At 44.7% G+C, this 26128-nt stretch carries 27 protein-coding genes; 17 read left to right on the top strand and 10 right to left on the bottom strand.

Annotated features, from left to right (window positions below; translation table 11 throughout):
* Window positions 1–16 precede the first annotated feature (16 nt).
* The 4 genes from A8708_RS31670 to A8708_RS31655 all read right to left on the bottom strand — a co-directional run bounded on the left by A8708_RS31670 (window position 17) and on the right by A8708_RS31655 (window position 3378).
* Complete coding sequence (locus tag A8708_RS31670) at window positions 17–1048, bottom strand: ABC transporter permease (protein WP_068670580.1); 1032 nt, start codon at window positions 1046–1048, stop codon at window positions 17–19.
* The gene (locus A8708_RS31665) at window positions 1045–1773 is read right to left on the bottom strand and encodes an ABC transporter ATP-binding protein (protein WP_068670578.1); all 729 of its coding nucleotides are present in this window, start codon (window positions 1771–1773) and stop codon (window positions 1045–1047) included. The genes A8708_RS31670 and A8708_RS31665 overlap by 4 nt, the downstream gene beginning before the upstream one ends.
* A gap of 168 nt (window positions 1774–1941) precedes the next feature.
* Complete coding sequence (locus A8708_RS31660) at window positions 1942–2628, bottom strand: hypothetical protein (protein WP_068670576.1); 687 nt, start codon at window positions 2626–2628, stop codon at window positions 1942–1944.
* 111 nt (window positions 2629–2739) lie between these two features.
* Window positions 2740–3378, bottom strand: coding sequence for a YktB family protein (locus A8708_RS31655; protein ID WP_068670570.1), 639 nt, complete (start codon window positions 3376–3378; stop codon window positions 2740–2742).
* A gap of 205 nt (window positions 3379–3583) precedes the next feature.
* Between A8708_RS31655 and A8708_RS31650 the strand changes: the two genes are divergently transcribed.
* Window positions 3584–4441, top strand: coding sequence for a stalk domain-containing protein (locus A8708_RS31650; RefSeq protein ID WP_068670568.1), 858 nt, complete (start codon window positions 3584–3586; stop codon window positions 4439–4441).
* Between the two features lie 3 nt (window positions 4442–4444).
* On the opposite strand, the gene A8708_RS31645 is transcribed toward A8708_RS31650, so the two are convergent.
* Together A8708_RS31645 and A8708_RS31640 are read right to left on the bottom strand one after the other, a co-directional pair.
* Window positions 4445–5098: a response regulator transcription factor gene (locus A8708_RS31645; RefSeq protein ID WP_068670566.1), complete on the bottom strand. Its 654-nt coding sequence runs from the start codon at window positions 5096–5098 to the stop codon at window positions 4445–4447.
* 16 nt (window positions 5099–5114) lie between these two features.
* Window positions 5115–6251, bottom strand: coding sequence for a sensor histidine kinase (locus A8708_RS31640; RefSeq protein WP_068670564.1), 1137 nt, complete (start codon window positions 6249–6251; stop codon window positions 5115–5117).
* A gap of 190 nt (window positions 6252–6441) precedes the next feature.
* On the opposite strand from A8708_RS31640, the gene A8708_RS31635 reads away from it, so the two are divergent.
* From A8708_RS31635 to A8708_RS31625, 3 genes are read left to right on the top strand one after another with little or no spacing between them, the layout of a single operon-like run.
* Complete coding sequence (locus A8708_RS31635; protein WP_068670562.1) at window positions 6442–7377, top strand: ABC transporter ATP-binding protein; 936 nt, start codon at window positions 6442–6444, stop codon at window positions 7375–7377.
* Window positions 7378–7389: 12 nt separating this feature from the next.
* A complete protein-coding gene (locus tag A8708_RS31630) occupies window positions 7390–8574 on the top strand; it encodes an ABC transporter permease (protein ID WP_068670560.1) in 1185 nt (394 codons plus the stop codon).
* Window positions 8567–9727 (top strand): ABC transporter permease, encoded by a 1161-nt coding sequence (locus A8708_RS31625; RefSeq protein ID WP_068670559.1) that lies wholly within the window; start codon window positions 8567–8569, stop codon window positions 9725–9727. Before A8708_RS31630 ends, A8708_RS31625 begins: the two co-directional genes overlap by 8 nt.
* 56 nt (window positions 9728–9783) lie before the next feature.
* Here the strand turns inward: A8708_RS31625 and A8708_RS35085 are convergent, their stop codons facing one another.
* On the bottom strand, window positions 9784–9900 hold the full coding sequence (locus A8708_RS35085) for a YjcZ family sporulation protein (protein ID WP_082593678.1): 117 nt from the start codon (window positions 9898–9900) through the stop codon (window positions 9784–9786).
* A gap of 189 nt (window positions 9901–10089) precedes the next feature.
* Here A8708_RS35085 and A8708_RS31620 point away from each other — a divergent pair, with 189 nt between their 5' ends.
* From A8708_RS31620 to gndA, 7 genes are all read left to right on the top strand, one after another.
* Window positions 10090–10320, top strand: a complete 231-nt coding sequence (locus A8708_RS31620; protein ID WP_068671034.1) for a DUF6953 family protein — start codon at window positions 10090–10092, stop codon at window positions 10318–10320.
* Window positions 10321–10509: 189 nt separating this feature from the next.
* Window positions 10510–11106, top strand: a complete 597-nt coding sequence (locus A8708_RS31615; protein WP_056612513.1) for a hypothetical protein — start codon at window positions 10510–10512, stop codon at window positions 11104–11106.
* Window positions 11107–11295: 189 nt separating this feature from the next.
* Window positions 11296–12300 (top strand): LacI family DNA-binding transcriptional regulator, encoded by a 1005-nt coding sequence (locus A8708_RS31610; protein WP_068670557.1) that lies wholly within the window; start codon window positions 11296–11298, stop codon window positions 12298–12300.
* 18 nt (window positions 12301–12318) lie between these two features.
* Complete coding sequence (locus A8708_RS31605; protein WP_068670555.1) at window positions 12319–13590, top strand: nickel pincer cofactor-dependent isomerase, group 22; 1272 nt, start codon at window positions 12319–12321, stop codon at window positions 13588–13590.
* Window positions 13587–15149 (top strand): gluconokinase, encoded by a 1563-nt coding sequence (gene gntK / locus A8708_RS31600; protein WP_068670553.1) that lies wholly within the window; start codon window positions 13587–13589, stop codon window positions 15147–15149. The genes A8708_RS31605 and gntK overlap by 4 nt, the downstream gene beginning before the upstream one ends.
* A gap of 42 nt (window positions 15150–15191) precedes the next feature.
* The gene (locus A8708_RS31595) at window positions 15192–15959 is read left to right on the top strand and encodes an SDR family oxidoreductase (protein ID WP_068670551.1); all 768 of its coding nucleotides are present in this window, start codon (window positions 15192–15194) and stop codon (window positions 15957–15959) included.
* A 33-nt stretch (window positions 15960–15992) separates the two neighbouring features.
* On the top strand, window positions 15993–17408 hold the full coding sequence (gene gndA, locus A8708_RS31590) for an NADP-dependent phosphogluconate dehydrogenase (protein WP_068670547.1): 1416 nt from the start codon (window positions 15993–15995) through the stop codon (window positions 17406–17408).
* On the opposite strand, the gene A8708_RS31585 is transcribed toward gndA, so the two are convergent.
* Window positions 17409–17729 (bottom strand): hypothetical protein, encoded by a 321-nt coding sequence (locus A8708_RS31585; protein WP_239696914.1) that lies wholly within the window; start codon window positions 17727–17729, stop codon window positions 17409–17411.
* A gap of 139 nt (window positions 17730–17868) precedes the next feature.
* On the opposite strand from A8708_RS31585, the gene A8708_RS31580 reads away from it, so the two are divergent.
* Window positions 17869–18408, top strand: coding sequence for a shikimate kinase (locus tag A8708_RS31580; RefSeq protein ID WP_068670546.1), 540 nt, complete (start codon window positions 17869–17871; stop codon window positions 18406–18408).
* A gap of 21 nt (window positions 18409–18429) precedes the next feature.
* On the opposite strand, the gene A8708_RS31575 is transcribed toward A8708_RS31580, so the two are convergent.
* Window positions 18430–18720, bottom strand: coding sequence for a rhodanese-like domain-containing protein (locus A8708_RS31575; RefSeq protein WP_068670544.1), 291 nt, complete (start codon window positions 18718–18720; stop codon window positions 18430–18432).
* A gap of 264 nt (window positions 18721–18984) precedes the next feature.
* Here A8708_RS31575 and aroA point away from each other — a divergent pair, with 264 nt between their 5' ends.
* Genes aroA through A8708_RS31560 form a run of 3 tightly spaced genes read left to right on the top strand, consistent with a single transcriptional unit; the run spans window position 18985 to window position 21575 of the window.
* The gene (gene aroA / locus A8708_RS31570; RefSeq protein WP_068670542.1) at window positions 18985–20283 is read left to right on the top strand and encodes a 3-phosphoshikimate 1-carboxyvinyltransferase; all 1299 of its coding nucleotides are present in this window, start codon (window positions 18985–18987) and stop codon (window positions 20281–20283) included.
* 31 nt (window positions 20284–20314) lie between these two features.
* A complete protein-coding gene (locus tag A8708_RS31565; RefSeq protein WP_068670540.1) occupies window positions 20315–21136 on the top strand; it encodes a C39 family peptidase in 822 nt (273 codons plus the stop codon).
* 13 nt (window positions 21137–21149) lie between these two features.
* On the top strand, window positions 21150–21575 hold the full coding sequence (locus A8708_RS31560; protein ID WP_068670538.1) for a CoA-binding protein: 426 nt from the start codon (window positions 21150–21152) through the stop codon (window positions 21573–21575).
* A gap of 92 nt (window positions 21576–21667) precedes the next feature.
* Here the strand turns inward: A8708_RS31560 and A8708_RS31555 are convergent, their stop codons facing one another.
* Window positions 21668–22234 (bottom strand): NAD(P)/FAD-dependent oxidoreductase, encoded by a 567-nt coding sequence (locus tag A8708_RS31555; protein WP_068670536.1) that lies wholly within the window; start codon window positions 22232–22234, stop codon window positions 21668–21670.
* 267 nt (window positions 22235–22501) lie between these two features.
* On the opposite strand from A8708_RS31555, the gene A8708_RS31550 reads away from it, so the two are divergent.
* Window positions 22502–24391, top strand: coding sequence for a glucose PTS transporter subunit IIA (locus A8708_RS31550; protein WP_068670534.1), 1890 nt, complete (start codon window positions 22502–22504; stop codon window positions 24389–24391).
* A complete protein-coding gene (gene ptsP, locus A8708_RS31545; protein ID WP_068670532.1) occupies window positions 24388–26127 on the top strand; it encodes a phosphoenolpyruvate--protein phosphotransferase in 1740 nt (579 codons plus the stop codon). The genes A8708_RS31550 and ptsP overlap by 4 nt, the downstream gene beginning before the upstream one ends.
* Window position 26128: the final 1 nt, after the last annotated feature.

The raw sequence follows: 26128 nt of genomic DNA, 5'->3' as shown, positions 1-26128 counted from the left end.
CATAAACATCCATTCATTATATCTTACGATGCTTCTTTAATGCCACAATATTCAAGATCATGAAGACGAGCGTAAAAGAGGCAAGAACAAGCACATCTAGCCAGATGCGATCCCATCCTGCACCGCGAATCATAATATTCCGCAGAGCGTCAGCGCCGTAATAGAGCGGCATCGCATGACCAATCCAACGTAGGTAAACAGACATCGTGTCTAAACTGAACAAGCCGGAGAAGAAAACTTGTGGCACAATGATGAGCGGAATAAACTGAATCATTTGAAATTCGTTGTTCGCAAATGCAGAAATCAGTGTGCCTAAGGAGAGCGCAGAGAGAGCCAATAGTAGCGTGATCAAGAGTACATACCAGAACGAACCTACCAGCATTAGGCCGAGGACGCTCGTTGCAAACCAAGCAATTAGTGTAGCTTGCAAGGTAGTGAAGATCCCAAACCCGAGGATGTACCCGACAACAATCTCCCATCGACGTAATGGTGTAGCGAGCAGTCGTTCCAAGGTACCCCCTGTTCGCTCTCTCAAGAAGGATACGCCGGATAAAAGGAAAACGAAAAAGAAGACGAAAAATCCAATTAATACGGGTCCGAAATTATCAAAAGCGGCCATATCAGCCCCACCGTGTAGGTACGTGATCGTCGGTGCGAGTGCTGCTGAAGTGCCGCTCGGGGCTGCGCTCTGCAACGCCTTTTGCAACAGAAAGAGTACAGCTCTGTTCTTGCTAGGATCGCTCCCTTCCAGGGTTAACTGTGGCGTTGTGCCATTCATGACGAGAACAGCATCCAAGTGAACATTGCTCAGTTCTGTCTGCGCTTCTTCCGCTGTGTATACGGTAACTTCCGCGTTCAAATCCTGCAGTTTCTGTATAAGAGGGGCAGGGACATTCACGGCGCCAAGCTTAGGCACGTAGGTGTTGCCATTGAATACTAATGACATCATGAATAAGATGAGCATTGGTGCTACAAGCATCATCATGAGCGTTCTTTTATCATGGAAGAATTGGCGAAGAATGCGGATGACAATAGCTTGAATTCTCATGCGTGAGCACCTCCATAAACTAAGAATGCTTCTTCAATCGTGGAGGCAGAGGTAGCCTGTTTCAATTCCTCAGGTGTGCCTATAGCGGTGAGACTGCCGTCTCGAATCATGCCAAGTTGATGACATTTGTCGGCTTCATCCATGACATGTGTGGTTAGCAAAATCGTCGTTCCGTTCAGACTCAGATTCGTAAGCTCCTGCCAAATCGATTTACGCAGAACAGGGTCAATCCCTACAGTAGGTTCATCAAGTATGAGGATACTTGGTTCATGAAGCAGGGAAATAGCAAGGGATAGGCGTCGTTTCATGCCTCCTGAGTAGTTGCTGACTTGCTTCTTGATATGATCGCTCAAATTTACGAGCTCCATGACAGCCTGAATGCGCTGCTTGCATTTGGCTCCCTTGAGGCCGTATAAGGCTGCGAAGAATGCAAGGTTTTCCAGCGCTGTCAACTCCGTATATAAGGCATCTGATTGCGCCATGTAGCCGATTTGGGAGAGCATGGCTAGCTGTGGCATCTTCTGGCCAAGAACTGTCACCTGACCGGATGTGGGGGCATCAATGCCTGCGATCATGCGGACAAGTGTCGTTTTACCCGAACCTGAAGGGCCGAGCAGTCCAAAAATTTGCGCACGCGGAACGGCGAGTGTGATGTTCTTCAGAACCGTTTTCTCACCAAATTGTTTACTGACTCCTTGCACTTGTATAGATGTGGGGGACGTCATGTTCTGCACCTCTTTCAGTAAAATAAGAGTGAGTAATCACTCATTTTCGAATATAAACTCATCATACGATAAATTTATGCCATTGAAAAGTGAGTAATCACTCATTTATTGAAATAAACCGCATAGCAAAGAGGCATTCCACAGAATGCCTCCATTTGACACAAATAGTTACTTCTTCGCCTTTGGTTCCATTTTGTGATCAACCCACTTCTCAATGGAAGGTGTTAATTGATCTTTAATTGATACCACTAGCTTCTCTTTGGAGATACCCTTTGCTTGGGCGATTTCGGTCAATGACTTCCCTGCATGCAACTGCGTACGAAGTTCTTCTTTACTCATGCCAAGCGATTTTGCTAGCTTGTCGGTGTCCGGCTTTAAGCCGAATTTATGCTTGCCATGACCCGGATGGTGAGCCAGCAAGTTTTTCTCATTGAGAATGAACTTTAGATGCTCGCCAAGCTTTTGCTTCATATGATCGCCTTGATCGGCAGTCAGCTTGCCATCTTTCACAGCGGTTTCAATCTTCGTCGTCCGTAATTGCTGCAGCTTTGCAGTTAGATCAGCTTCGGAGATGCCTTTTTCAGCGGCGACCTCTACAATGCTTTTCCCGCTCTTCAGGGATTTGAAGAGAACTTCTTTATCGACACCGATAATCGTAGCGGATTCTTCAATAATCGGCCATTTACGTTTATGGTGTCCGCTTTGTCCTGCTTCATCGGCCTGTTGCCATGTAACTGTTGGCTGATCTTCAGCATCAGGCGTTTGCGCAACTGCGACAGCGGCTAGGCTCCCTCCTAAGATACAGGTGAGGGCGATAGAGCTGATGAGCAGTTTCCGTATGTTTGTTGTTTCCAAGGGTTTCGAGGCCTCCTTTCCTGTGTATTGGGAATTACAGGATTTAGTCTGCGCAGGAAAGCCTAGTTTTAGTTGAAAATAACCTTAATTTATCATAAATTTTTGATGAAATTAGAGCGATGGTGTATCGACTGCGAGTTTGTACAACGGAAGCAGCTTCTCGAAAGTTTGTGCGATTAATTGCTCCAATTGAGCGGGATTTGCTAACACAGGGTCATCGAAACGGAGGTTTCTACCGATGAGCAGTTCTGCTTTTTTGACATCGCGGAAGCGAGATAGAGCTTCGTTCCAGCCTGTAGTGTCAAGCTGAGACACGGGAATTGTATCTTTTTTCATATGATCAAAGGAAATTTGGAAGTCGGTTGGGATTTCGGCTTGAATCTGCTTCAAGTGGCTCAAATAGGTGGTTGCGATGTTGCTTTTGTTCGGCAGTTCATAAATGAGGGCAAGCCAGATGAAAACACGATCATCGAATAGACCAACCTGGAAATGAGGCACTTGCTTGTAGCCGCGTTTGTTTGGACAGATAGCCATCCAAGTATCGACGGGCGGGTTGATTTTACGACGTAAATGTTGAGCGATATGTAGAAACATTTCGGTTCCAGACTTCACAGATAATTCGGTTGTTAACACATCGCCAAGCGCTTTAAATTTCGGCTGAATTCGCTCGCGAATGGCGGCCATACGTCCATCTAATCCTTCTATCGTGAAGGTATCGAAATCATGTTGTGTAAATCCAGTAAAACTCATGGTATAAGGTCCTCATTTCAATCCTATTTTTCAACTATTCTAAAGTAATTTTCAATATCTCGCAATGAAACGCATTTTCTTCGACGATACCGTATAGGCTTAAAGTTCGATTTTGTCGAAACAAGGAGGTAAATTAAGGTAGCTGTCGAATGAGTTGTCGAATGAGTTAAAGTAACAAGCGAGGAAAGGTACAGGAGGAATTGAAATGAAGAAGATGCCGAAATGGTCCAAAGTTACAATCGTCGGAACGCTGATGGGTACTTGCTTTGGTGCAGGTGTTTATGCACAAGATGTACTTCAACGTGTTGATGCGTATCTCAGAAGTGATTATAAGGTTGTCGTAAATGGTCAAGCTGTTCAACTAGCGAATCCGCCTTTAATTTATAATAATTCAAGTTATTTGCCTGTTAAGGAGTTGGCTGGTCATCTAGGCGCAGTCGTGAATTGGGAGGAAAGTACCAAAACGATCTATGTCGTTCCACGCGTAAATTCCAATCAACCGACAGAAGGGAACGAAGCGAATTATACAGAGATTATCCTGCAGTATCCCTTTGCACAATATATGGATTACCAGGGAGCAACCTACTCTGTCTTAATGAATAACACAGATCAAACGTATTATCGGCTAAGTGATATCGAACGAATGGGAATTCGGACGGATGGTTTACGCAAGGCCAAAGAAAAATTTACGGGCCAAATATATGTAAGTGAAGCCGAACTAAAAAATGTATGGGGGAACGTGCCCCCACAAATATCCTATTCAAGGTTTGAGAACCTAGTTGTGTCAGGTGAGACGGATCCACTGAAATTAAAGGCGCTGAAAAGCTATGTTGAATCATACCGTTATTTCGTCGTAGATAAAGTTAGTTACTCTTGGAATCCGGTCATTATTGATAAGTTATCTGAAGAAAACACCTATGTCTACTTGTTGAATAATAATGGCCATTTCTTCAAAACGACGATTAAGTTAACGCCTTTTACGAACTATAGCAATGAAATTTCGGATTATTTAGTCGCAAGTACATCGGTTGAAGACATAGAGGCAGGTAAAGTCGTCAAATAAGCTTTAATTTTGGGTCCTTTTTAGGTAGAAAATAGCTATTTGCGTGCGGTCACGGAGATTCAATTTACTCAAAATTTCAGTTACATAGTTCTTCACCGTACCTTCGCTCAGGAATAGCTCCTGGGCGATTTCTTTATTTGAAAGGCCATCTGAGATTAGTGTAATAATCGTCTGCTCACTCGCAGTCAAACCATAACCATCTAGTGATGTGCTTGACGCATCTGACTTGGACGGGCTTGCTTGAATGAAACTCGTTAATTTCTTGGCGATATCGGGATGAATAAGCAAATTTCCTTGCTTCACCGTCTTAATGCCTTGAATGATATGATCGGGGGAAATATTTTTTAACAAATAGCCGCTGGCACCATTGCGTAACGCTTGAATGATATAAGCATCATCATCGAAGGTAGTCAGAATGAGGATCGCGATATGCGGGTACGCTTCCTTGATGAGTTTAGTGCCCTGCACACCATCACAGATAGGCATTCGGATATCCATTAGAACGACATCTGCTTCTGTCCCATTTTGGATCGTTGTGAGAGCTTCATTTCCATTCGTGCAAGTGCCAACAACCGTGATTTCAGGATCGAGCCCAATTATTAATTGTAAGCTTTCGCGAATAAATGGATCGTCGTCAGCTATGAGTACGTGAATCATTAACAGAACCCCCCCTTTACTTCGTTTCAGTGTTCCGAAAAGCTGGCAATACCGTCGTTACGGTGAACTTCTCTTCATTCGAAATAAACAGCTGCCCGCCAATCACTTTCAGTCGTTCTTCCATGCCAGATAATCCTACCCCTTTGACCGTAGGATTAAATTGCGTTGTGCCATTATTGGAGACTCCCATAGTCACTTGATTGGCATCGTACTGCAACGTGATCCCAACGTAAGTTGCAGCGCCATGACGAATCGCATTAGAGATCGCTTCTTGCGCATTTCGGTAAAGAATGAATTCAAGGCTAGGATACAACTCATAGGGCATTCCCTGAATATCAAGCGTAATGTCAATGGCATTCTCTCGCGTTAGTCCGGCAATTAATGTACCCAAGGAATAACTTTGCAGCGAGTGCTCATTCGGCTTCAACCGGCGGACAGTAGAACGAAGAAGTTCCATGCTTTCTCCGAGTTGATCGCGAACAGAACGAAGCATTTCGGTACCTTTGCTTGGTTGAGAGGGAAGGATGGTAAGTGCGGCTTCCATCATCATCTTGAGTCGGATTAACTTATGGCCTAAATCGTCGTGCAGATCATGTGAAATGCGATTGCGTTCTTCCGTTTGGGCAATATTTTCGACTTTGCGGGCATAATCCATCAATTGCAGGCGATCCTCATCTAATGCATAGTGCTGCTTTCGGAGATGATCATAGAGCAGCTCGACTTCATCTTTATTTTTTTTCATATGCTGAAGATGGAAAGAAAGGATAGCTAAAGTGGTAAACATGACATTGGCGATGGTGATATACAGGGCTGGTTGATGGTGTAAGGCGAAATTAAGGGCGATAAGTTGGAACAGAAGTGCACCCCATTGCTGTTGCCGATTCAGCCGCGGTACATAAGTCAGTAAGGTAGAGAAGAATGAAATAAACCAAACGCCCTCGTAGTGGTAGCTCATCCAGCCTGTACTGCCTATTTCAAGAAAGAGCATCCAACTCGTGTTCGGAAAACGTGTTCGCCTGATTTCGATCAGTCCAATGAACAGGAGTACGAAGAGGGCATAGGTGTCATTGGAAAGATAGGTTTCCAAATACATGGAAGCGATCGCAGGTACGAGTATGAGAAGATAGCGTGTGAGTATAAGTTGGTTTTTCAAATGGAATCCGCATCCTTTACCTTAGTAAAGAAAGTATATCATACGCCTTTTCGTTGGATAACCATTTTCTTAACAAAAAGAACGTGACTTTCGTCACCTTGCCACATGACTTCTTCTACCTGTCGGTTTGCCCGCAATAACGTACAATTACAGTAATCAAATCAGTGCAGGGAAGAAAGGGAGAGAATAGATGAGCTTTGTTCAATTGAAGCAAGTAGTTAAGAAATATGATGATCGTATTTCAGTTGACCATCTGAATTTGACGATTCGGGAGGGTGAAGTTTTTGGCTTGTTAGGACCTAATGGAGCAGGTAAGAGTACCACGATTAACATGCTGAGCGGTCTGCTGAAAATTGATCAAGGCGATATCCAGGTAGGTGGCAAATCGGTTATTAAATTCCCAATGGAAATTAAACGAAATTTGGGGCTTGTTCCTCAAGATTTAGCGATATACGAGAACTTAACAGCTCGGGAGAACGTTACTTTCTTCGCTAAACTTTACGGGCTGAGAGGAAAGTTACTTAAGGAGCGAGTAGAGGAATCTTTAGCATTCGTGGGTCTCCTAGACCGTGCGAGTGATAAACCTAGTTCATTTTCTGGCGGCATGAAGCGAAGGCTTAATATTGCTTGTGCGATTATGCATCATCCGAAGCTCATTATTATGGATGAACCCACAGTTGGGATCGATCCTCAATCACGTAATCATATTCTGGAATCCGTCAGAGAATTAAATCGCATGGGCTCAACGATTATTTATACCTCCCATTATATGGAAGAGGTTTCGGCGATTTCAACAAGAGTTGGCATCATGGATCATGGTCGACTCATCGCTTGTGGTACACAAGAAGAACTGCGTGATCAAGTCTCGCAAGATAATAAAATTGTGCTTCAAACTACAAACCTGACGGATCAAGCCGTGAACGAGTTGAGAGAACATCCGTTGACTAAACAGCTAAATGTAAATGAACAATCGCTCGAGCTGATCGTAAAAGCGTCACAAAGTTATTTGCAAGACATTCTTTTTATCCTGTCTAAACATCAGGTTAAGATTCAATCGCTCACCCAGGTGGAGCCTGATCTAGAGGCCTTGTTCCTGTCCTTGACCGGAAGAACCTTGCGAGATTAGGGGGAAATTCACATGCCAATATGGACCATTGCTAAGTATGAAATCATCAGAAAGCTGCGGACTCGCCACGTGCTGTTGATTCAATTTTTAATGCCATTGCTGCTTATTTTTATTCTAGGGTCAGCACTTTCAGGTGTATTTAAGGTCGAAGATAAAGTTCTACATGCCGTGAAGGTTGATGTTGTCCAATCAGATACTGGCGGCCTGCGTGAAGGTTTTCAGCGTTTCCTGGAATCGGCAGAGACGCAACGGCACGTACTTATACATGCAGTTGCCTCGCGTGAAGAAGCTATAAAACGGTTGAACGACAGAGAGTCTGAATTTGCAGTCATAATCCCGAGTGAATTCAGTCAGCTGGTGCAGGAAGGGAAGGCAGCCCAGTGGGAGATGATTCAAGGTTATGATTCTTTGCAAAATCTAACAGCGCAAATGGTGTTTCGCACATACTTCGACAAAGTGAATCAGATTCAGGCCATGCAAATGACGGCACGTACAACTGCTTTGGAGCCTATAAAACAAGTCGGAGACCTAACTGCACCAACTGCATCTGGAACACCTTCATTGGTGCATGTAGGCCATTTAACAACTGCAAATAAAACCTACACCGCCATGCAATACTATTCGGCATCGATTCTCGTCATGTTTTTATTATATTCGGGAATGATTACTGCTTTCAGTCTACAGAGTGAAAAGGAGAATCACACATTATCACGCTTAAATAGCATGCCTGTTCATGATTATCAAGTGTTACTGGGCAAAATTAGCGGGAATATGTTCCTAGCCATCGGTCAAGTCATCGTTATCATTGGAGCCACAAACCTTATCTATGGTGTCGATTGGGGTTCTCAGCTATTCACATTGTTTCTCATATGTTTATGTATCATTATAGCTTCTATGAGCTTGGCTACCGTGATCATGCTTCTGTCCAAGTCTGATAAAACAATCGCTACAACATTCCAGATGGTTATTCTCGTCATGACGTTCTTAAGTGGGGGCTTTACACAACTTCCAGACGGGTTTCTGAAGCAACTCGGTTTATTCACACTAAACTATTGGGGGATGCAAAGCATGTTTCAACTCATGCTCGGGAGCGAAGCTGCGATAGTAGGTCATCACCTATGGATTACTGGTTGTATGGCAATCGGCTTTGCGCTGCTTGCATTTCTTGTGTACCGGAAAGGGGGATATCATGAGTAATAGCATTGTGATCGCGCTCAATATGCTTCGTCGGTCTCTCTTTCAAAGAAAAGGATTGCTTCTCTACTTGATTATTCCAACTGCCGCAGTTTCACTAATTATTGCAGTTCTTGGTAAACAAAGCGAGAATCGAGCAGATATCGCCTATCTTAATTTAGATCAAGGTACTTTAGGCACGCAGATCGTACAAGAATTGGGTGCATTCCCTGACTACCGGCTGGTATCGGCTGCTTCTGAAGCTGAGTTGAAAAGCGATGTTATTAAACAGAAGGTCACCGGCGCCTTCATCATTCCAGCTGATTTAAGCCAAAAGTTATTCGCTGGAGGAACTCCGCCGCAGCTTGAGATGTATCAACTGAATGCGAATGAATCAACGGTTACGCTTCAAATAAGCCTAGATGGGATCTTAGCTAGGTATCAAGACACGATCTCCACATATAGTGAGCAGGGACTGACAGGGACTGCTTTGCAAGAGCTCGCTTTGCAAACTCTAGCTTTCATGCAAAAGCATCAAATAAGTCCTAACATAACGGATTTGCATATGTATACCAATCCCAACATGCATATAGTCATTGGTTTTATGCTGATCTTTATGATGAGTTTAATCAATAGTACGGTGTCCCTCGTTATGGAAGATCGAAGATTTCGTACCATGGCAAGAACGTACACAGCGCCAGTACGGGCTATTGAAATTGTAGCAGGGAATTTCTTGGGCAGCTTTGCTGTAGGCACACTTCAAGTGCTTGTTATTCTCTTCATTACGAGATACGTAGCTGGTTATGAGTATGGCCTCCCATTCCTACCTCAGTTTATTATCTTAGAATTCTTCTTGCTAGCGAGCATGGGAATAGCTAGTACTGTAGCTAGCATGGTTAAAAATGCAACCAATATGAACGTGATTAACTCACTCGTTGTCACACCAACCTGCATGCTTGGTGGATGCTTCTGGCCGATTAGTCTCATGCCGGATTGGATGCAAAAGCTCGCAAACTTTGTTCCGCAAAAGTGGGCACTCGATGCTATTGAACGAATGTCAGCAGGTCAACCGTTATCTCACATGTGGATGCATATGGGGGTATTGGCATTATTCGGGCTTATCCTGATGAGTATTGGCTCAGCTATCCTCAAGCCGATGGAGTCCGAAGCAGGTTAATGAACTCAAAGGGCAGCTCCTGACGTGCAGGGCTGCCCTTTGATATCTGTGAAGTATTAGATTACAAAAGCGCTAGAGATAATAACCAACAAGATGAAAAGTACCAAAATTGCTGCTGCTGACGAACCACCGCCACAGCCAACGCCACCTACACCTGCTACGCCATAACCCATTTCATTCACCCTCTCTGTTATAAGACCTGTTCATTGACTTTCGACATAGCATATGGAGTAATGGGGGAGATGGCATGGGCTAAGCGCGACTTTTGCGATGATTGTGCTCGTGTCCTTAGTCAAGTGCGGATTTTGCATGGAAGTATGGTATACTGGTCGAATGGACAAGGAAGGGAGAATGGTTGGCGAATGACTGCGAATGACGTTGCAGAGTGGATGTTGAATGAGTTGAAATCGGCAGGGATTTTGTATCAAAAGGAGGCCGTCGACTATATTCTTAAGAATTTTGGGGAATCCTTTATTTATGTGAATGACAATGGAAATCAAGCCATTTCCAAAGAGGTTAAGAAAATCTTCAAGAAATTGCATGGCGGCAGGGCAGCATGGGAACGCGATGGATTTTTCTGGGGCTGGCATTAATCATTAGTTAGCGTGACATGGGCTGTAGCTGATGGCAAACAGGCATCGGCTTTTTTGTGCGCTTTCTTTTAAAAAAATATCCATAATCCAAGTTGCTAAAACATAGAATTCATAATAAGATAACTGTAAGAACACAAGTTGTCTGAATATTTAAATAAATGGTTTGCGCCAATTATGGAGGGGATTGCCGTGAGTAAGAGTCATGAAGTGGAATATTGCAACCTAGAGTTACGATTTGATCGCCGGCTAATCCGGAACTTCATTAAAGCACTCATCCAAGAAGGCTACTCGCTATACTGGAATGAAAGTGAACTTCAGTTTATCATTTCTATTCGTACTGGACGCAAGTTAATTAAACTGAAATTCGAACGGATCGGCGAGAAGTATAAGATTGTTGGCAATTATTCATTCAAAGATGAGAAGCTTGCTGAAATGATGGAGAAGCTGATTGGCGATACGCGAGGTCATGCCGTAGTTAAAAGATTTAAGGATCGGCAAATTCTCATTGAGAATATTATGTTCGGGGAAATCATCCGCATGGTGGAGATTAGCGGAATTGAACATAAGGTGCTGTATCAGAAGGAGCCTGCTGTGACCGTAGAAGAAGTCATGCAAGCACTAAGATCGAAGAGGACAGATGAACGCATCCCTATTTTGCGCATGGAGCTTGATTATGAATTAGCTACGTTGCAAGATGCACTGTCTTCAGGGGACACCAAAGCCGCCATGGAAAGTAAAGTGAAATTGATCGAGTTGAGACAAGAAATGCTTCTATTGGAGATGTGAGAATGAATAGTGTGCTGGGATGAAAGAGAGCCTGTATGAACGTATACGGGACTCTCTTTTGTGTGTTTATAAGAGGAATTATAAATATCATAGGTGATACACTCCCTGAAAGGGGAGTTTTTTTGTCTAGCGAAAAGACTATTGTTAACGTGTGCATGGATGTGATATGCTTCTACTTGAGGTGAATGTATGAGCGCAACTATTAAGGATATTGCGAAGCTCGCGGGGGTTTCTCACACGACAGTTTCCAGAGCGTTGAATAACAGTCCGCTCATCCAGGAAGAGACCAAGGAGCGCATTCGCATCATCGCTGAACAGCTGGATTACACGCCGAATTATAATGCGAAAAGTTTAGTGTTGGATCGTTCGTATAACTTAGGGCTATTCTTTACCACACTAAGCAATGGAACTTCTGCTGGTTTCTTCTACGAGGCCATTCGAGGGGTTAACTCCGTAATTCGAGATCGGTACCAATTGATTGTCAAGGGTATTGATGATTACACGAGCTTTCATTCCATCACCAAGAAGAGCTTTGACGGCATAATTATTGTTAGCCAAAGTGATGATGATGGGCCGATTATTGAGCATATTGCCAACAAAGGAATTCCGCTCGTCGTACTGAATCGGCCTGTGGACACCCCTGGTGTTCTGAATGTCCTCTCGGATGAGGAGCAAGGTGCTTTTCATGCAGGAGCTTTCCTTGTCAACCAAGGGCATAAGAAAATTGCTCTAATCGAGGGACGTAAGGGATTTAAATCGGCACAGAATCGCAAGGATGGCTTTGAACGTGCAATGGAGCATTATGGGATTACCGTTCCAGATTCGTTCCGTATGCCAGGACTTTACGATTTGGAAAGCGGTCATAAGGCGATGGGGCAATTTCTAAGCCTCGAAGAGAGACCGACTGCGGTTTTTTGCTGCAATGATGAGATGGCATTGGGAGCTATTAAAGCCGTATTTGAAGCAGGTTTGCAAGTTCCGAAAGACATATCTGTCGTCGGTTTTGACGATACGGTTTTCGCAGCATACGTGACCCCAGCCTTAACGACTGTACGCAGGCCGATAGAACAAATTAGCGAAGAAGGCGCATTGCGTCTTCTAGGTAATATAGAGAACAAATTGAATGAAACAGAGCAAGTGCTCTTGCGAACAGAGTTAATTGTTCGGGAATCCGTGCAACCATTACATGCATAAGGAAAGTGGGAGAAATCGATGAGTGTTTTACGAGAGCTGTTAAATGATATTCCGATTCCACAAATGGTCAAAATTCGCCAGAAGTTCGATCGTACGATCTTGGACAATCCTCTGCAAGAGCTTGCTGATAAGTTGGAAAGCAGCGGGGTTATGCCCAGCATCCTTCCTGGACAGCAGGTTGCTGTTGCCGTAGGAAGTAGAGGGATTGCGAATATCGCGGGCTTCACGAAGACAACCTTGGATGCGATCAAGGCGAGAGGGGCACATCCGTTTATCGTTCCTTGTATGGGAAGCCATGGCGGGGCGACGGCAGAGGGTCAGACTGAGGTGCTTCAGCACTTCGGTATTACCGAAGAAACGATGGGTGCACCTATTCGTTCTTCTATGGAAGTTGTTCAAATTGATCAGCTGCCAAACGGTTTGCCTGTTTATGTGGATCGCATTGCATCAGAAGCAGACGCCATTGTCGTCATTAATCGTGTTAAACCGCATACAGCATTCCGCGGACGCATTGAGAGCGGCATCATGAAGATGATCGCGATTGGTCTTGGTAAACAAAAAGGCGCGGAAGCTTGCCATCAGCTCGGATTTAAATACATGGCTGAGAATGTCCCCGCTATGGCGAATTTGATGATTGAGAAGCTGCCCATCGTTTTCGGAGTAGCGCTTGTTGAGAATGCTTACGACGAGACTTGTCAGGTTGAAGTACTTCCTGCGGCTGAGATTGAGGCACGTGAGGAGCTTCTGCTTGTAGAAGCGAAATCTCGTTTACCCAAAATTTTATTCGATGAAATCGATGTTCTTGTAATTGACTACATCGGTAAAAACATTAGCGGCGATGGCATGGATCCCAACGTGACGGGGCGCTATCCTACCCCGTATGCACATGGCGGACCCGAAGTGTCGAAGATGGTTGTTCTTGATTTGACACATGAAACCAAAGGCAATGCTAATGGTGTGGGTACGGCTGATTTTACGACACAACGTTTGGTAGATAAAACAAATCTAGAATTCACCTATGCCAACGGATTAACATCGACCGTGTGCGCACCAACGAAAATCGCGACGACGTTAGAAAATGATTTCTATGCAATCAAAGCAGCCGTGAAAACGTGTAATATCTTGGATTATACGACCTGTAAGCTTGTTCGTATCCAAGATACACTCCACTTAGGTGAGATTGAAATTTCAGTGAACCTCCTTGATGCTGCTCGTCAGCATCCGGATATCGAAATTTTATCAGAGCCTTATGATTTATTATTTAATGCAGAGGGGAATCTTCGCACATGACGGAAAGTCAGAAGCCCTATATCATTGCGGCTGATATCGGTACCACGAGCACCAAAACACTGGTCATCAATCGGGATGGCCAGGTACTTGCCTCCCATTCCATCGAATATCCATTATTCACACCTGCCGCAGATCGTGCTGAACAGGATCCGGATCAAATCTTTGATGCGGTGGTTCATGGAATTGGCGCCGTTGTTCGTAAGCAAGACATCTCGCCTGAACAAGTGCTTTGCGTATCTTTCAGCTCGGCGATGCATAGTCTAATCGCGGTAGATGAGGCTAATAAGCCATTAACCCAATGTATTACATGGGCAGACAATCGTGCCGCGAAATATGCGGAGGATTTGAAGCAGAATGGACTTGGTCAACAGATTTATGCGAGAACGGGCACACCGATTCACCCGATGTCACCACTTTTGAAATTGAAGTGGTTCGGCGAACATGAACCGGCGCTTGTTCAAAAGACTCATAAATTTATAGGGATTAAAGAGTATGTGTTTGCCAAGCTGTTTGGTCAGTATGTAATTGACCATTCGCTAGCCAGTGCCACTGGCTTATTCAATCTCGAGCAATTGGATTGGGATGAGGGGGCACTTGACTATGCAGGCGTAACGCCGAAACAGCTCTCTACGCTTGTGCCTACCACACATCGTGTACAAGGTATGAGCGCGGCGTATGCTGCTTTGATGGGCTTGTCCGCGGAAACGCCGTTTATTGTTGGCGCTTCTGATGGTGTACTTGCCAACCTTGGCGTAGGTGCCTTCGAGCCTGGTGTTGTCGCGGTTACGATCGGCACGAGCGGTGCAGTTCGCAGTGTCGTCAACAAGCCGCAAACGGATCCAGAAGGTAAGTTATTCTGTTACGCGTTAACGGAGAACTTCTGGGTCGTTGGCGGGCCGATTAACAATGGAGGGATCGTCTTCCGTTGGGTGAGAGATCAGATCGCGACAGCAGAAGCCGAGGAAGCTCGCCGCATGGGCATGGATCCCTACGATCACTTGACCGCACTTGCTGCTGAAGTGGGTGCAGGTTCTGATGGTTTGCTCTTCTTGCCTTTGCTGTCGGGCGAACGCGCTCCTTATTGGAATGCGAATGCACGTGGCGTTTATTTCGGTCTATCGCTTAGTCATCAGAAGAAGCATATGATTCGTGCTGCATTGGAAGGCGTTATGTTCTCCATTCAAGCCGTTGCCACATCATTGGAACGAATGATGGGACCTGCAACTGTTATTCGGGCATCAGGCGGCTTCGCTCGTTCGGAGTTCTGGCGTCAGATGATGACCGATATGCTTGGTACAGCCGTAACCGTTCCAGACTCTATAGAGGGCTCAGGAATTGGTGCAGCTTTGCTTGGTTTGCTCGCGATGGGAGAGATCGACGACTTATCACATGCCCACAAATGGATCGGGGTAGGAAAGGCTCACGAGGTGAATGAAAACGATTATCGCGTATATCAACAATTGACATCTATTTATACGAGCGTATATCATCAGTTAAAAGATCAATTCGACGCGATTACCGCTTTTCAAAGTCAGCACCTACGGAGTCCTCAATCATAAAGTATGAGAGACAAAACACTAGTATTCGAGAGGATGACGACAATGAACTTATTCGATCTTTCTGGGAAAACAGCAGTAATTATTGGCGGTAATAGCACACTTGGTGGCTCCATGGCTTTAGCCCTGGCTGGACATGGTGCAAAAGTAGCTATCGTTGGGCGCAATCAAGAGAAAAGCGAGCAGGTTCGTGAGGGTATTGCGGCGATTGGCGGCGAAGCTAAGACTTTCCAAGCAGATGCAACGAAACGTGAAGATTTGGAGGGAGTCCTTCAAGATGTAATCGCTTGGTCTGGCAGTGCGGATATCCTCATGAATTGTCCAGGTAAAAATAGTGCGACACCTTTCTTTGACATTTCCATGGAAGAATGGGATTCTATTATGGAGGTAAATTTGAAAAGCGTCGTGCTAGCTTGCCAAGTATTCGGGAAATACATGGTTGAACGAGGAGAAGGCGGAAGCATTATTAATATTTCATCCGTTTCTTCGGATCCACCACTTTCTCGTGTTTTCACTTACTCCGCTTCCAAAGCAGCTGTGAATAATATCACACAAAACTTAGCTCGTGAGTTCGCTCCGAGCCGCGTGCGTGTCAATGCGATTATTCCAGGCTTTTTCCCAGCAGAGCAGAATCGTAAGATTTTGTCACCTGAGCGGATCGAATCCATTATGCGTCATACGCCAATGAATCGATTTGGTGAGGCTGCAGAGCTTCAAGGTGCTGCGGTGTACCTGGCTTCAGAGAAAGCATCGAGCTTTGTAACAGGAACAGTTTTGAGAGTAGACGGCGGTTTTGGCGCGATGACGATTTAAACTATTTATATATCGGAAGGGTGTATGAGAGACATGTCTAAGCAACAAATAGGTGTTGTAGGTTTAGCGGTAATGGGGAAAAACTTAGCATTAAACATTGAAAGCAGAGGCTTTACGGTATCCGTATTCAACCGTTCTGCTGAGAAAACGAAGGAGCTTCTAAGTGAAGCACCAGGTAAGCAACTTGTAGGTACATACACGATTGAAGAGTTTGTTCAGTCCCTTGAAGTTCCGCGCAAAATTTTGATCATGGTCAAAGCAGGCGGACCTACGGATGACACAATTAACCAATTGCTTCCGCATTTGGATAAGGGCGATATTTTGATCGACGGCGGGAATGCATTTTTCCCAGATACACAACGCCGCAACAAAGAGCTTGAAGCTCACGGTATTCGTTTCGTTGGAACAGGTGTTTCCGGCGGTGAAGAAGGCGCGCTTAAAGGACCTTCAATCATGCCAGGTGGCCAAGAAGACGCTTATAAATTGGTTGAGCCAATCCTTACTGCAATCTCTGCCAAAGTTGGCGAAGACGCTTGCTGTACGTATATCGGGCCAGACGGCGCGGGCCACTATGTCAAAATGGTGCACAACGGCATTGAGTATGGAGATATGCAATTGATTTGTGAAGCCTACCAGTTGCTGAAAGATGTGCTTAACGTTAGTACAGAAGAGCTTCATGAGATCTTCACAGAGTGGAACAATGGGGAGCTAGATAGCTACTTAATTGAAATCACACGTGACATCTTCACGAAATATGATGCTGAGACAGGCAAACCAATGGTTGATGTGATTCTGGATTCCGCTGGACAAAAGGGAACAGGAAAATGGACCAGTCAAAGTGCTCTGGACCTTGGTGTGCCGCTTTCTATTATCACAGAATCCGTATTCTCCCGTTTCATCTCTGCGATGAAGGAAGAACGCGTAGCAGCAAGCAAAGTACTCAAAGGACCTGATGCTCCAGCATTCACAGGGGATCGCAAAGCGTTTATCGAGGCTGTTCGTCAAGCTCTTTACGCAAGCAAAATTTGTTCGTATGCACAAGGTTTCGCTCAAATGAGAGCAGCTTCCGAAGAATATAACTGGGATTTGAAATACGGCAGCATCGCGATGATTTTCCGCGGCGGTTGCATTATCCGTGCTCGTTTCCTTCAAAATATCAAGGATGCGTATGATCGCAATCCGGAATTGAAAAACCTATTGCTTGATTCTTACTTCACAGACGTTGTTCATAACTACCAAGGTTCATGGAGACAAGTAGTTGCAGAAGCGGTTGCTCGCGGTATCGCAGTTCCTTCTTTCGCATCCGCACTTGCTTACTATGACAGCTACCGTACAGAAAGATTGCCAGCTAACTTGTTACAAGCACAACGTGATTACTTCGGGGCTCATACGTTCCAACGTGTAGACAAAGAAGGATCCTTCCATTTCAACTGGATGGGTAACGAGTAATTATTGCTTATCTTGTAAGCCGTAAGCCGCTTCTCGCAGCCACATCTTCAGACGATCAGCTTCTTGATCGAAGCCATTGCGTTTGTGGATGAGCATGAGCGAAATCTCGGCAAAATAACGGAAATTTCTTAATAATCGTGGTTGAGTTAGACCTTGCAACATCGGGTCTTCTTCAGCCACTTTTTTCTTAATAAATTCTAGAATCCAGACGACATCCTCTTTGCATAGCGTATAGCTCGGGTGCAATATTTGCTCCAATTTGCGTTGTGTGCGGTTCGTAAAGGCAGTAGTTTGGTTGGGCTGCAGCACAGTTGGGTTCAAAGCTCCATCTCTCCTTACCTTGGTGGTCTCTCTTCCAATCTTAACTGTTTGTGCTAGAATTTATTCACACTACTATATGATTTTTTGTTGGATTGTATTCATGCTGTAAGGGCTATGGTATGATGTTGGGAAAGTTTGTATGACTAGCGTATGGGAAAAGGGGATTTGTGTGACAGTCAGAAATATTGTACTTGTTGGATTCATGGGAACAGGGAAATCAACTGTAGGCAAGAAACTTGCAGAGCGTTTAGGATGGAGTTTTTGCGATTCTGATGTTGTGTTAGAAGAAGTGCAACAGACGAGTATATCGGAAATATTCCGCAATCATGGCGAAGCACATTTTCGCGCCCTGGAAACCGAGACGTTGGCACGTATATTAGACAGTGAGGGACAAGTTGTTGCGACGGGTGGTGGTGCAGTACTTGCAGATTCTAATCGAAAATGCATGTTACAGCATGGCTTTGTTGTCGCATTGAATGCGGATGCAGAAACGATTATCCAAAGAGTAAGCAGCGATACGAATCGACCTTTGCTGCAGGGGGATTTGGAAGAACGTGTTCATTCGTTAATGGAGCAAAGAAAGCATGCGTATGATTTCGCTCATACGTCCATTGATACGACAAATTTGAATGAGGATGAAATCGCGGATCGCATCATTCAGCAAGCGGCGCGCCACTAAGGAGAAGATAAGCTTTTCAGCTTAATCTTCCCACTCGAGCATGCCGCCAGTCATATTCTTAAGTCCTTTATAACCATTGGCTTCTAGATAGCCTAGTGCGCGTCCACTTCGATTTCCACTACGGCATACCAAAATAACTTCGTCGACTTGTGGGATCTCGCTAAGCCGCTCGGGTAATTGGCCTAATGGGATATGTAGTGCGCCTTGAATCATTCCTTCCGCTACTTCCTCATCTTCGCGAACGTCGATAAGTGTTAGCTGCTCTCCTTGTGCGAGTCTTGCTTTGATCTCGGATGGTAGAATCGTGTCCATGATATGCCTCCATGTTTGTATTTTCAGAAGAAAGCTTCTTATCTTAATATGATAGAAATATAACACGGTGATGTCAAACGAAGTGTTTCATTGACCTAACCTCTCCATGACGTTTCTGCTAGGAGAGATGGTTCCCAAGTTACAATTCGTATGGTACACTGTCAATAAATCTTAGGATCTATCTTCCGCTAATGTTTGGCTTCTTGGCATTCATTGTGCTGGATATATACATATAAACTACTCGAGAAGGAGTTAATAAACGACATGAAAGCCATCGTAAAGCCAACTTCCCATCTTCAAGGGGAAATTAATGCGTTATCCTCCAAAAACTACACAACTCGCTACTTGCTAATCGGTGCACTAGCTAATGGGACAAGTACAATCTATTACCCTGCTCATAGTGAAGATAGCGACGCAATGAGACGATGTGTGCGTGATCTTGGCGCTATTATTGAAGAAGATGATGAGAAAATCGTCATCACAGGCTTCGGTAAGAACCCTAAGCATGTGTCCGAGTTGAACGTTGGGAATGCGGGTGCTGTACTTCGCTTTTTGATGTCTACGGCTGCTTTCTGTCCAGAAGTAACATTCGTTAATACATATCCAGAATCATTGGGGAAACGTCCTCACGATGATTTAATCGATACTTTGCAACAAATGGGTGTAGAAGTACAACATAATAACGGTCGTTTGCCGATAACAATTAAAGGGGGACAACCTCGCGGTGGTAAAATTACCGTTTCTGGTAATGTGAGTTCGCAGTTCTTGAGTTCTTTGTTGTTCATGACGCCACTATTGGAAGAAGACAGTGAAATTGAAGTTCTGCATGATTTGAAGTCCAAAATTATTGTAGGACAAACGCTTGAAGTATTAGCTCAGGCTGGCATCGTCGTTCACGCAAGTGAGGATTTGATGCACTACCGTATCCCAGGTGGACAATCCTATGAAGCCAAGGAATATGTGATCCAAGGCGATTATCCGGGTTCAGCAGCCATTCTAGCTGCCGCTGCGGTTACGAATTCCGATGTTCGCGTGCTTCGACTAGAAGAGAACAGCAAGCAAGGCGAGAAGGCTTGTGTGGATGTTCTGAAGGCAATGGGTGTTGACTTAACGCATGACAATGGTGTTGTACATGTACGTGGGAATCAGCGCTTAGTTGCGGGAGAATTCGACGGTGATCATTTCACAGATGCGGTTCTTGCTATGGTTGCTGCGGCTGTGTTTGCAGAAGGTACTTCACGATTCTACAATGTTGAGAACCTGCGGTATAAAGAGTGTGATCGTATCACAGATTATTTGAATGAGCTTCGCAAGGCTGGAGCCCATGTAGAAGAGCGTCAGAGTGAAATTATTGTTCATGGTAAACCACAAGGGGTGGAAGGTGGCGTCGAAATTAATGCGCATTTCGATCATCGTGTTATCATGGCTTTAACTGTAGTTGGTTTGCGCTCTGAGAAGGGTTTAACGATTCGGGATGCCCACCATGTGGCGAAATCGTATCCACAATACTTCGACCACTTGCGTTCGATTGGTGCACAGGTTGAGCTAGTGAGCGAGTCCTAGAATCTCAATTACATTGAATGGGTGAGTCAGCATGAGGATTATTTGGCAAGGCTTGAAAGTGACGTTTGGATTGTTTCTCGTAGCGGGTCTTACATTTGCGAGCAGCGTGTTTGCTGTATTGCTTTATGCGAAGGCTACAGGGAAAGAACCAGCTTTATTCGCTTCTGGTCCAGTAGTCTTAGCAGTTGATAAGCCCACCCCTGCGGCGAAGGAAACCGTGAAGCCGACACCGTCGCCTTCGGCTGCACAGGTCCAATCAGCCATGTTGGATGTCCCCAGCATACAGCAATTACCTGAACTGCCCGCGGGCTGTGAGATCACGAGTCTCACGATGCTGTTGCAGTACTATGGCGTTAACAAATCGAAGATGGATTTGGTCTCTGAAATGCCTACAGATATGACGCCAGCAACACTGGATGGGAACGGTAACATCACTTACTGGGGCAATCCGAACTCAGGCTTCGTTGGAGACGTAACTCGTAAGAAGCGAGGTTTTGGTATTTATGCTGCAGGATTGTTTCCACTGTTGAAAAACAATATTCCTCAAGCGATTAATGTTACAGGTGAATCATTTGAATTATACGAGGGGCAAGTGGCCCATGGGATACCAGTTATCGTCTGGACGACGATTGATTATAATCTTCCGTACAAATGGGTAACCTGGGATACGCCAATCGGTCCAATAAAGACAACATATTCCGAGCATGCTGTTGTCCTTGTTGGATTTGACGAAACGAATGTTTACTTAAATGACCCTTTGAGTGGAAAGAAGCAAGTAAAAGTGAACAAAGCGCAGTTTATTGAAACTTGGACAGCAATGGGGAAACAAGGTCTAACCTACTTGAATAAATAGGAGAGCGATTCACATGACATTTGAGAATCCGTCTAGGGAACATATCAAAGAACTGCTTGCCAATGCAGGGAATATCGCAGTAGTAGGCTTATCCGATAAACCGGATCGCACATCTTATATGGTTTCAGCCGCGATGCAAAATCGAGGATACCGAATTATTCCCGTTAATCCCAATGCCGAGCAGATTCTAGGTGAGAAATGCTATCCATCATTATCAGACATACCTGAGCCTGTGGATATCGTCAATGTATTTCGTCGTGCAGATCAAGTTGTTCCAATAGCTGAAGAGTCAGTTAAAATTGGGGCGAAAGTGTTCTGGCTGCAATTGGATATCGTGAATGAAGAAGCAGGACGTATTGCAAGCAGCGCTGGTTTAGAAGTCATTATGGATCGCTGCATTAAAGTGGAAGATGCAATTCTGAACCCACGTAACAATTAATGCATGTGTGAAGCAATGAGTGCTAATCAAATAAAACCGCTAGTCGATCACCTGTGAAGGGTGCCGATTAGCGGTTTTCGCATACATAGGAACTAAGCTTTTAACACATCGTGATCTACATAACGCGTGCCATTAAGTTCACTAATAATATTGATAGCGACCTTGGCTCCATCACCAGCGGTGATAATCGTGTGCATGCTAACGCCAGCTGTCGTACCTGCTGCCCATACACCTTTGAGACTAGTCTTGCCTTGCGCGTCGCAATCAACGATGGATTTGATACGCGGTTCTGTTCCTTCTTTTGTTGCGATACCGGCTGCTTCAGCAAGCTCAACGGATAGACCAGTTGCCAGAATAACGTGCTTCCCTGTATATGTACCATTTTCTGTCGTAACATCAAAGCTATCTTCGCTTTTTACTAGCTGTGTTGCTTTGCCTTGCACGAATTCAGTTCCAAATTTAGCAGCTTGTTTTTTACCGATTTCTACTAGGTCGGGACCGCCAATTGCTTCTACACCGTAGTGATTCTCGATCCATGCACGCTTCGTAACACTTTGTTCATTATCGATAACGAGTGTTTTCTTGCCTGCTTTTGAAGTGAATAGTGCAGCGCTTGCGCCGGTAGGACCCCCACCGATAATAATTACATCATAAGACATAAGGGTGTTTCCTCCTCGAATTTTGAATTTGGGTACAGGTAAAGTATGACAGCTTTTAGGTGACTTAGTCAACTTTTACGTTTACTATGTAGACTAACTCTTTATAAATAAGCGATCTGCTTATTTTTTTTGACAAAAGGACGAACAAGCTTTACGATTTGATAAAGAGAATCTTAGGATAATGGGGAAGAATCTCTACGTAATTGCTAAGGTAGATGCTTACGAAGTCGGTTTTCTGACGAAAAGTTTAAGGAGGTTAGCATTCGTTTGAACTGGATGGGGAACTTACAACAGCTTGGCCGCTCCTTAATGCTGCCTACCATTGCGCTTCCTATTGCTGCTGTGCTGCTTTGTCTAGGGGATCTACCTTGGGATGTCATTCATGCTTCAAGCTTTGGGGACATGCTGTCTTTGGCTGGAAATACAATCTTTGATTATATTCCAATCATATTCGCTGTTGGTGTGGCATTGGGACTGACAGAAAGTGCTGGAATAGCTGGTTTATCGGCCATGCTTGGATATTTCATGTTTACCCGCCTCATCGAGCATGGGTTGGGTACGCAATTTCAATTGGGCGTTTCTGGCGGTATCTTGATTGGCCTCCTGGCTGCAATCATCTATCATCGCTGCAAGGAGATTAAGCTTCCGGAGTACATACAATTTTTCGGTGGACCCCGGATGGTACCGCTCGTCATGGGCCTTGCAACGCTCATTGCCTCTTATATTATGATCGGGATTGGTCCCTTTCTAGAGACACTCATGGGCAAAATTTCAAGCGGCTTACTAGGATTAGGCGGCTTCGGTGCATTCGTTTATGGAATTGCACATCGCTTGCTCGTACCTTCAGGCTTACATCATATTTTGAATAACTTTTTCTGGTTTCAAGTGGGGGCTTACGAAACACCATCTGGACAATATGCGTATGGGGATTTGCCGAGATTTTTTGCTGGCGATCCATCGGCAGGCATGTATATGGCTGGTTTGTACCCCATCATGATGTTTGCCTTGCCAGCGATTGCTTTTGCGATTATCGGAGAAGCGAGGGAAGACTTGAAGCCGAAGATCAAAGCTACATTCTTAACGGCTGCATTAGCTTCTTTTTTAACTGGCGTGACAGAGCCGATTGAATTTGCTTTTCTTTTTGTAGCACCTTATTTGTTTTTCATCCATGCCATCCTGTCGGGTGTAGCTATGTGGATCGCCTATGAGTTAAATATCCACCATGGTTTCTCTTATTCGGCTGGAGCGATTGACTATATCATTAATCTGCACTTATCACACAATGGCTTGTTATTGATTCCGATAGGGCTGGTCTACGGTTTACTCTATTATTTCCTATTCCGATGGGCAATTCAGAAGTTCCGAATTCCTACGCCGGGTAGGGAAGAAGGTTCATCGCTTGAAGAGTGGGCTGGAGATATTCCGTATCGTTCGCCATTAATTTTGCAGGCACTGGGTGGGAAAGACAATATTAAGAAGATTGAAGCCTGTATTACTCGATTGCGACTTACACTTGTCAATGATCGTCTGATGGACATCACGGCATTACGACACTTAGGAGCAGCAGGCGTCATCCGTCTTGGAGGAGGCAACGTTCAAGTCGTGTTTGGAACATTTTCAGAGCTTATACGTGAAGAAATCATGAAGGTATTGCGCAAAGATATTCATGTCGTTTTATTTACTTCTCCTATGCAGGGACGCATGATCCCGATTGAAGAAGTGCCAGATCGCATTTTTGCCTCCCGACTCGTCGGGAATGGTGTTGCTTTTATTCCGGAAAAAGGTGAATTGGTTTCCCCAGTAGCAGGTACGATTATGCATATTTACCCAACGATGCATGCGCTAGGGATTCTAACAGACGAAGGGCTTGAAGTTCTGCTGCATATCGGAATTGACACGTCCAGTTTACCAGGAAAGTGCTTTAATGCAGTGGTAAAGGAAGGCGATCGCGTGGAAGCAGGTCAACTGCTAGTGAAATTCAACTATAATAAAGTTAAGAAATTCGCGTCTTCCTTAGCGACACCGATGATAATTACGAACCCAGATATCGTGAAATCATGGAGTTTCGCTCCGTTTAAGCCAGTTAAGAAAGGCCAAGGCTCTGTTATGTCCGTAGTCCTTAAGCCAACTAAATCCGAGGGGGGGACGAACGGATGATTAGAGGTGTAGGTGCTTCTTCGGGAATTGCAATGGGTCAAGCGTTTGTTATTCCTACTTGGGAATGGGATTTTCCAGAGAAAATGATTGATGTGACGGATTTAGCGTATGAATTCGAGCGATTGTATGATGGCATTCGTCATTCCAAGGATGAACTGGAGCTAATCAAACAAGAGATCAAAGAAGTTGTTGGGCAAGAACAGGCCTATATTTTTGATGCACATTTGGCCATATTGGAAGATCCTATTTTCATGAATGAGATTCAAGGTATTATAGAGCTGCAATATAAAGCCGCAGAAGTCGCGGTGAAAGAAGTCATTGATAAATTTGTAGGCATGTTTAATTTAATTGATGATGAATACATGAAAGAACGTGCCTTGGATATCAAAGATGTTGGGAACCGTCTCTTGAAACATTTATTAGGGGATACAAGCGCGGCGGTGCCGCCGATTGACCATCCCTATATTCTAGTTGCGAAAGAGTTGACCCCATCACAGCTGGCTCACTTGGATCCAACGAACGTGCTAGGACTTTTAACCATTCTAGGAGGCACGCACTCGCATGTGTCGATCATGGCCAGAGCGATGTCTGTTCCTTATGTACTTGGATTGGAAGGCAAGCTGCTGCGTCCTATTCAAAACGGTGATTTCTTAATTATTGATGGTCAAGAAGGTACCTTGTATATTAACCCGGACAAGATCACGATAGAACGCTATCAAGCACGTAAGAAGAACTGGCTGGAGTTCAAAGAAAGCTTGCAAGGAATTGCCGATGTGGCTCCATTAACGTTAGATAGAAGCTTGGTTAATTTGCATGCGAATATTAATTCTGTCATGGAAATTGACCAAGTTTTGCGAAATGGTGCATCAGGTGTAGGACTGTTTCGAACGGAATACTTGTATATGGATCGGGATTCATTGCCTAGTGAAGAGGAGCAGTTCGAGGTCTATCGCCACGCGGCGATACAGCTCAAAGGACGTCCAATTGTGATCCGTACTTTGGATATTGGCGGCGATAAGAAGTTGGATTACATGCCGCTTGCCAAAGAAGATAATCCATTCCTCGGTTACCGAGCTATTCGTATTTCACTGGATAGAACGGATCTCTTTATGACACAGTTGAGAGCGATTCTAAGGGCTAGTCATTATGGAAATGTGAAAATCATGTACCCAATGGTAACCTCGGTAGATGAAGTGCGGCAGGCGAAAGCGCACTTGGAAAGAGCGAAACTTGAGCTAAGTAGTCTTGGTGTGCCTTTTAATGCAAACATTGAGGTCGGACTTACAATTGAAGTACCAGCTGCTGCGATTATTGCTGATGTTCTTGCCAGCGAAGTGAATTTCATGAGTATCGGTACGAATGATCTAGTTCAATATGTGTTGGCTGTTGATCGAATGAACGAGAATATCGCGCACTTATATAATCCTTATCACCCGGCCGTTATTCGATTGCTCAAACTCGTGATCGATGCAGGCAAGCGCGTTGGCATTCCTGTAGGTGTGTGCGGGGAAATGGCTGGAGATATTCGGGCTCTGCCGATTTGGCTGGGATTGGGCATTGAGGAGCTTAGTATCTCGGTTCAGACACTGTTGCAAGTTAAGCACAGACTGCTTAGCAGTGATGCCGCGACGTGCAAGGCATTAGTAGATCGCATTTTGATGTGCAGAACAAGTGACGAAATCTTGGAGCTTCTAGCTCAAACTGAACAAACGGAATCCATTGTAGGAGGTAGTTAGT

The organism is Paenibacillus oryzisoli (assembly GCF_001653565.1).
Classification (GTDB): domain Bacteria; phylum Bacillota; class Bacilli; order Paenibacillales; family NBRC-103111; genus Paenibacillus_E; species Paenibacillus_E oryzisoli.
Note: the sequence above shows the minus strand (reverse complement) of the source record. Positions and strands in the feature narration are given on the sequence as shown.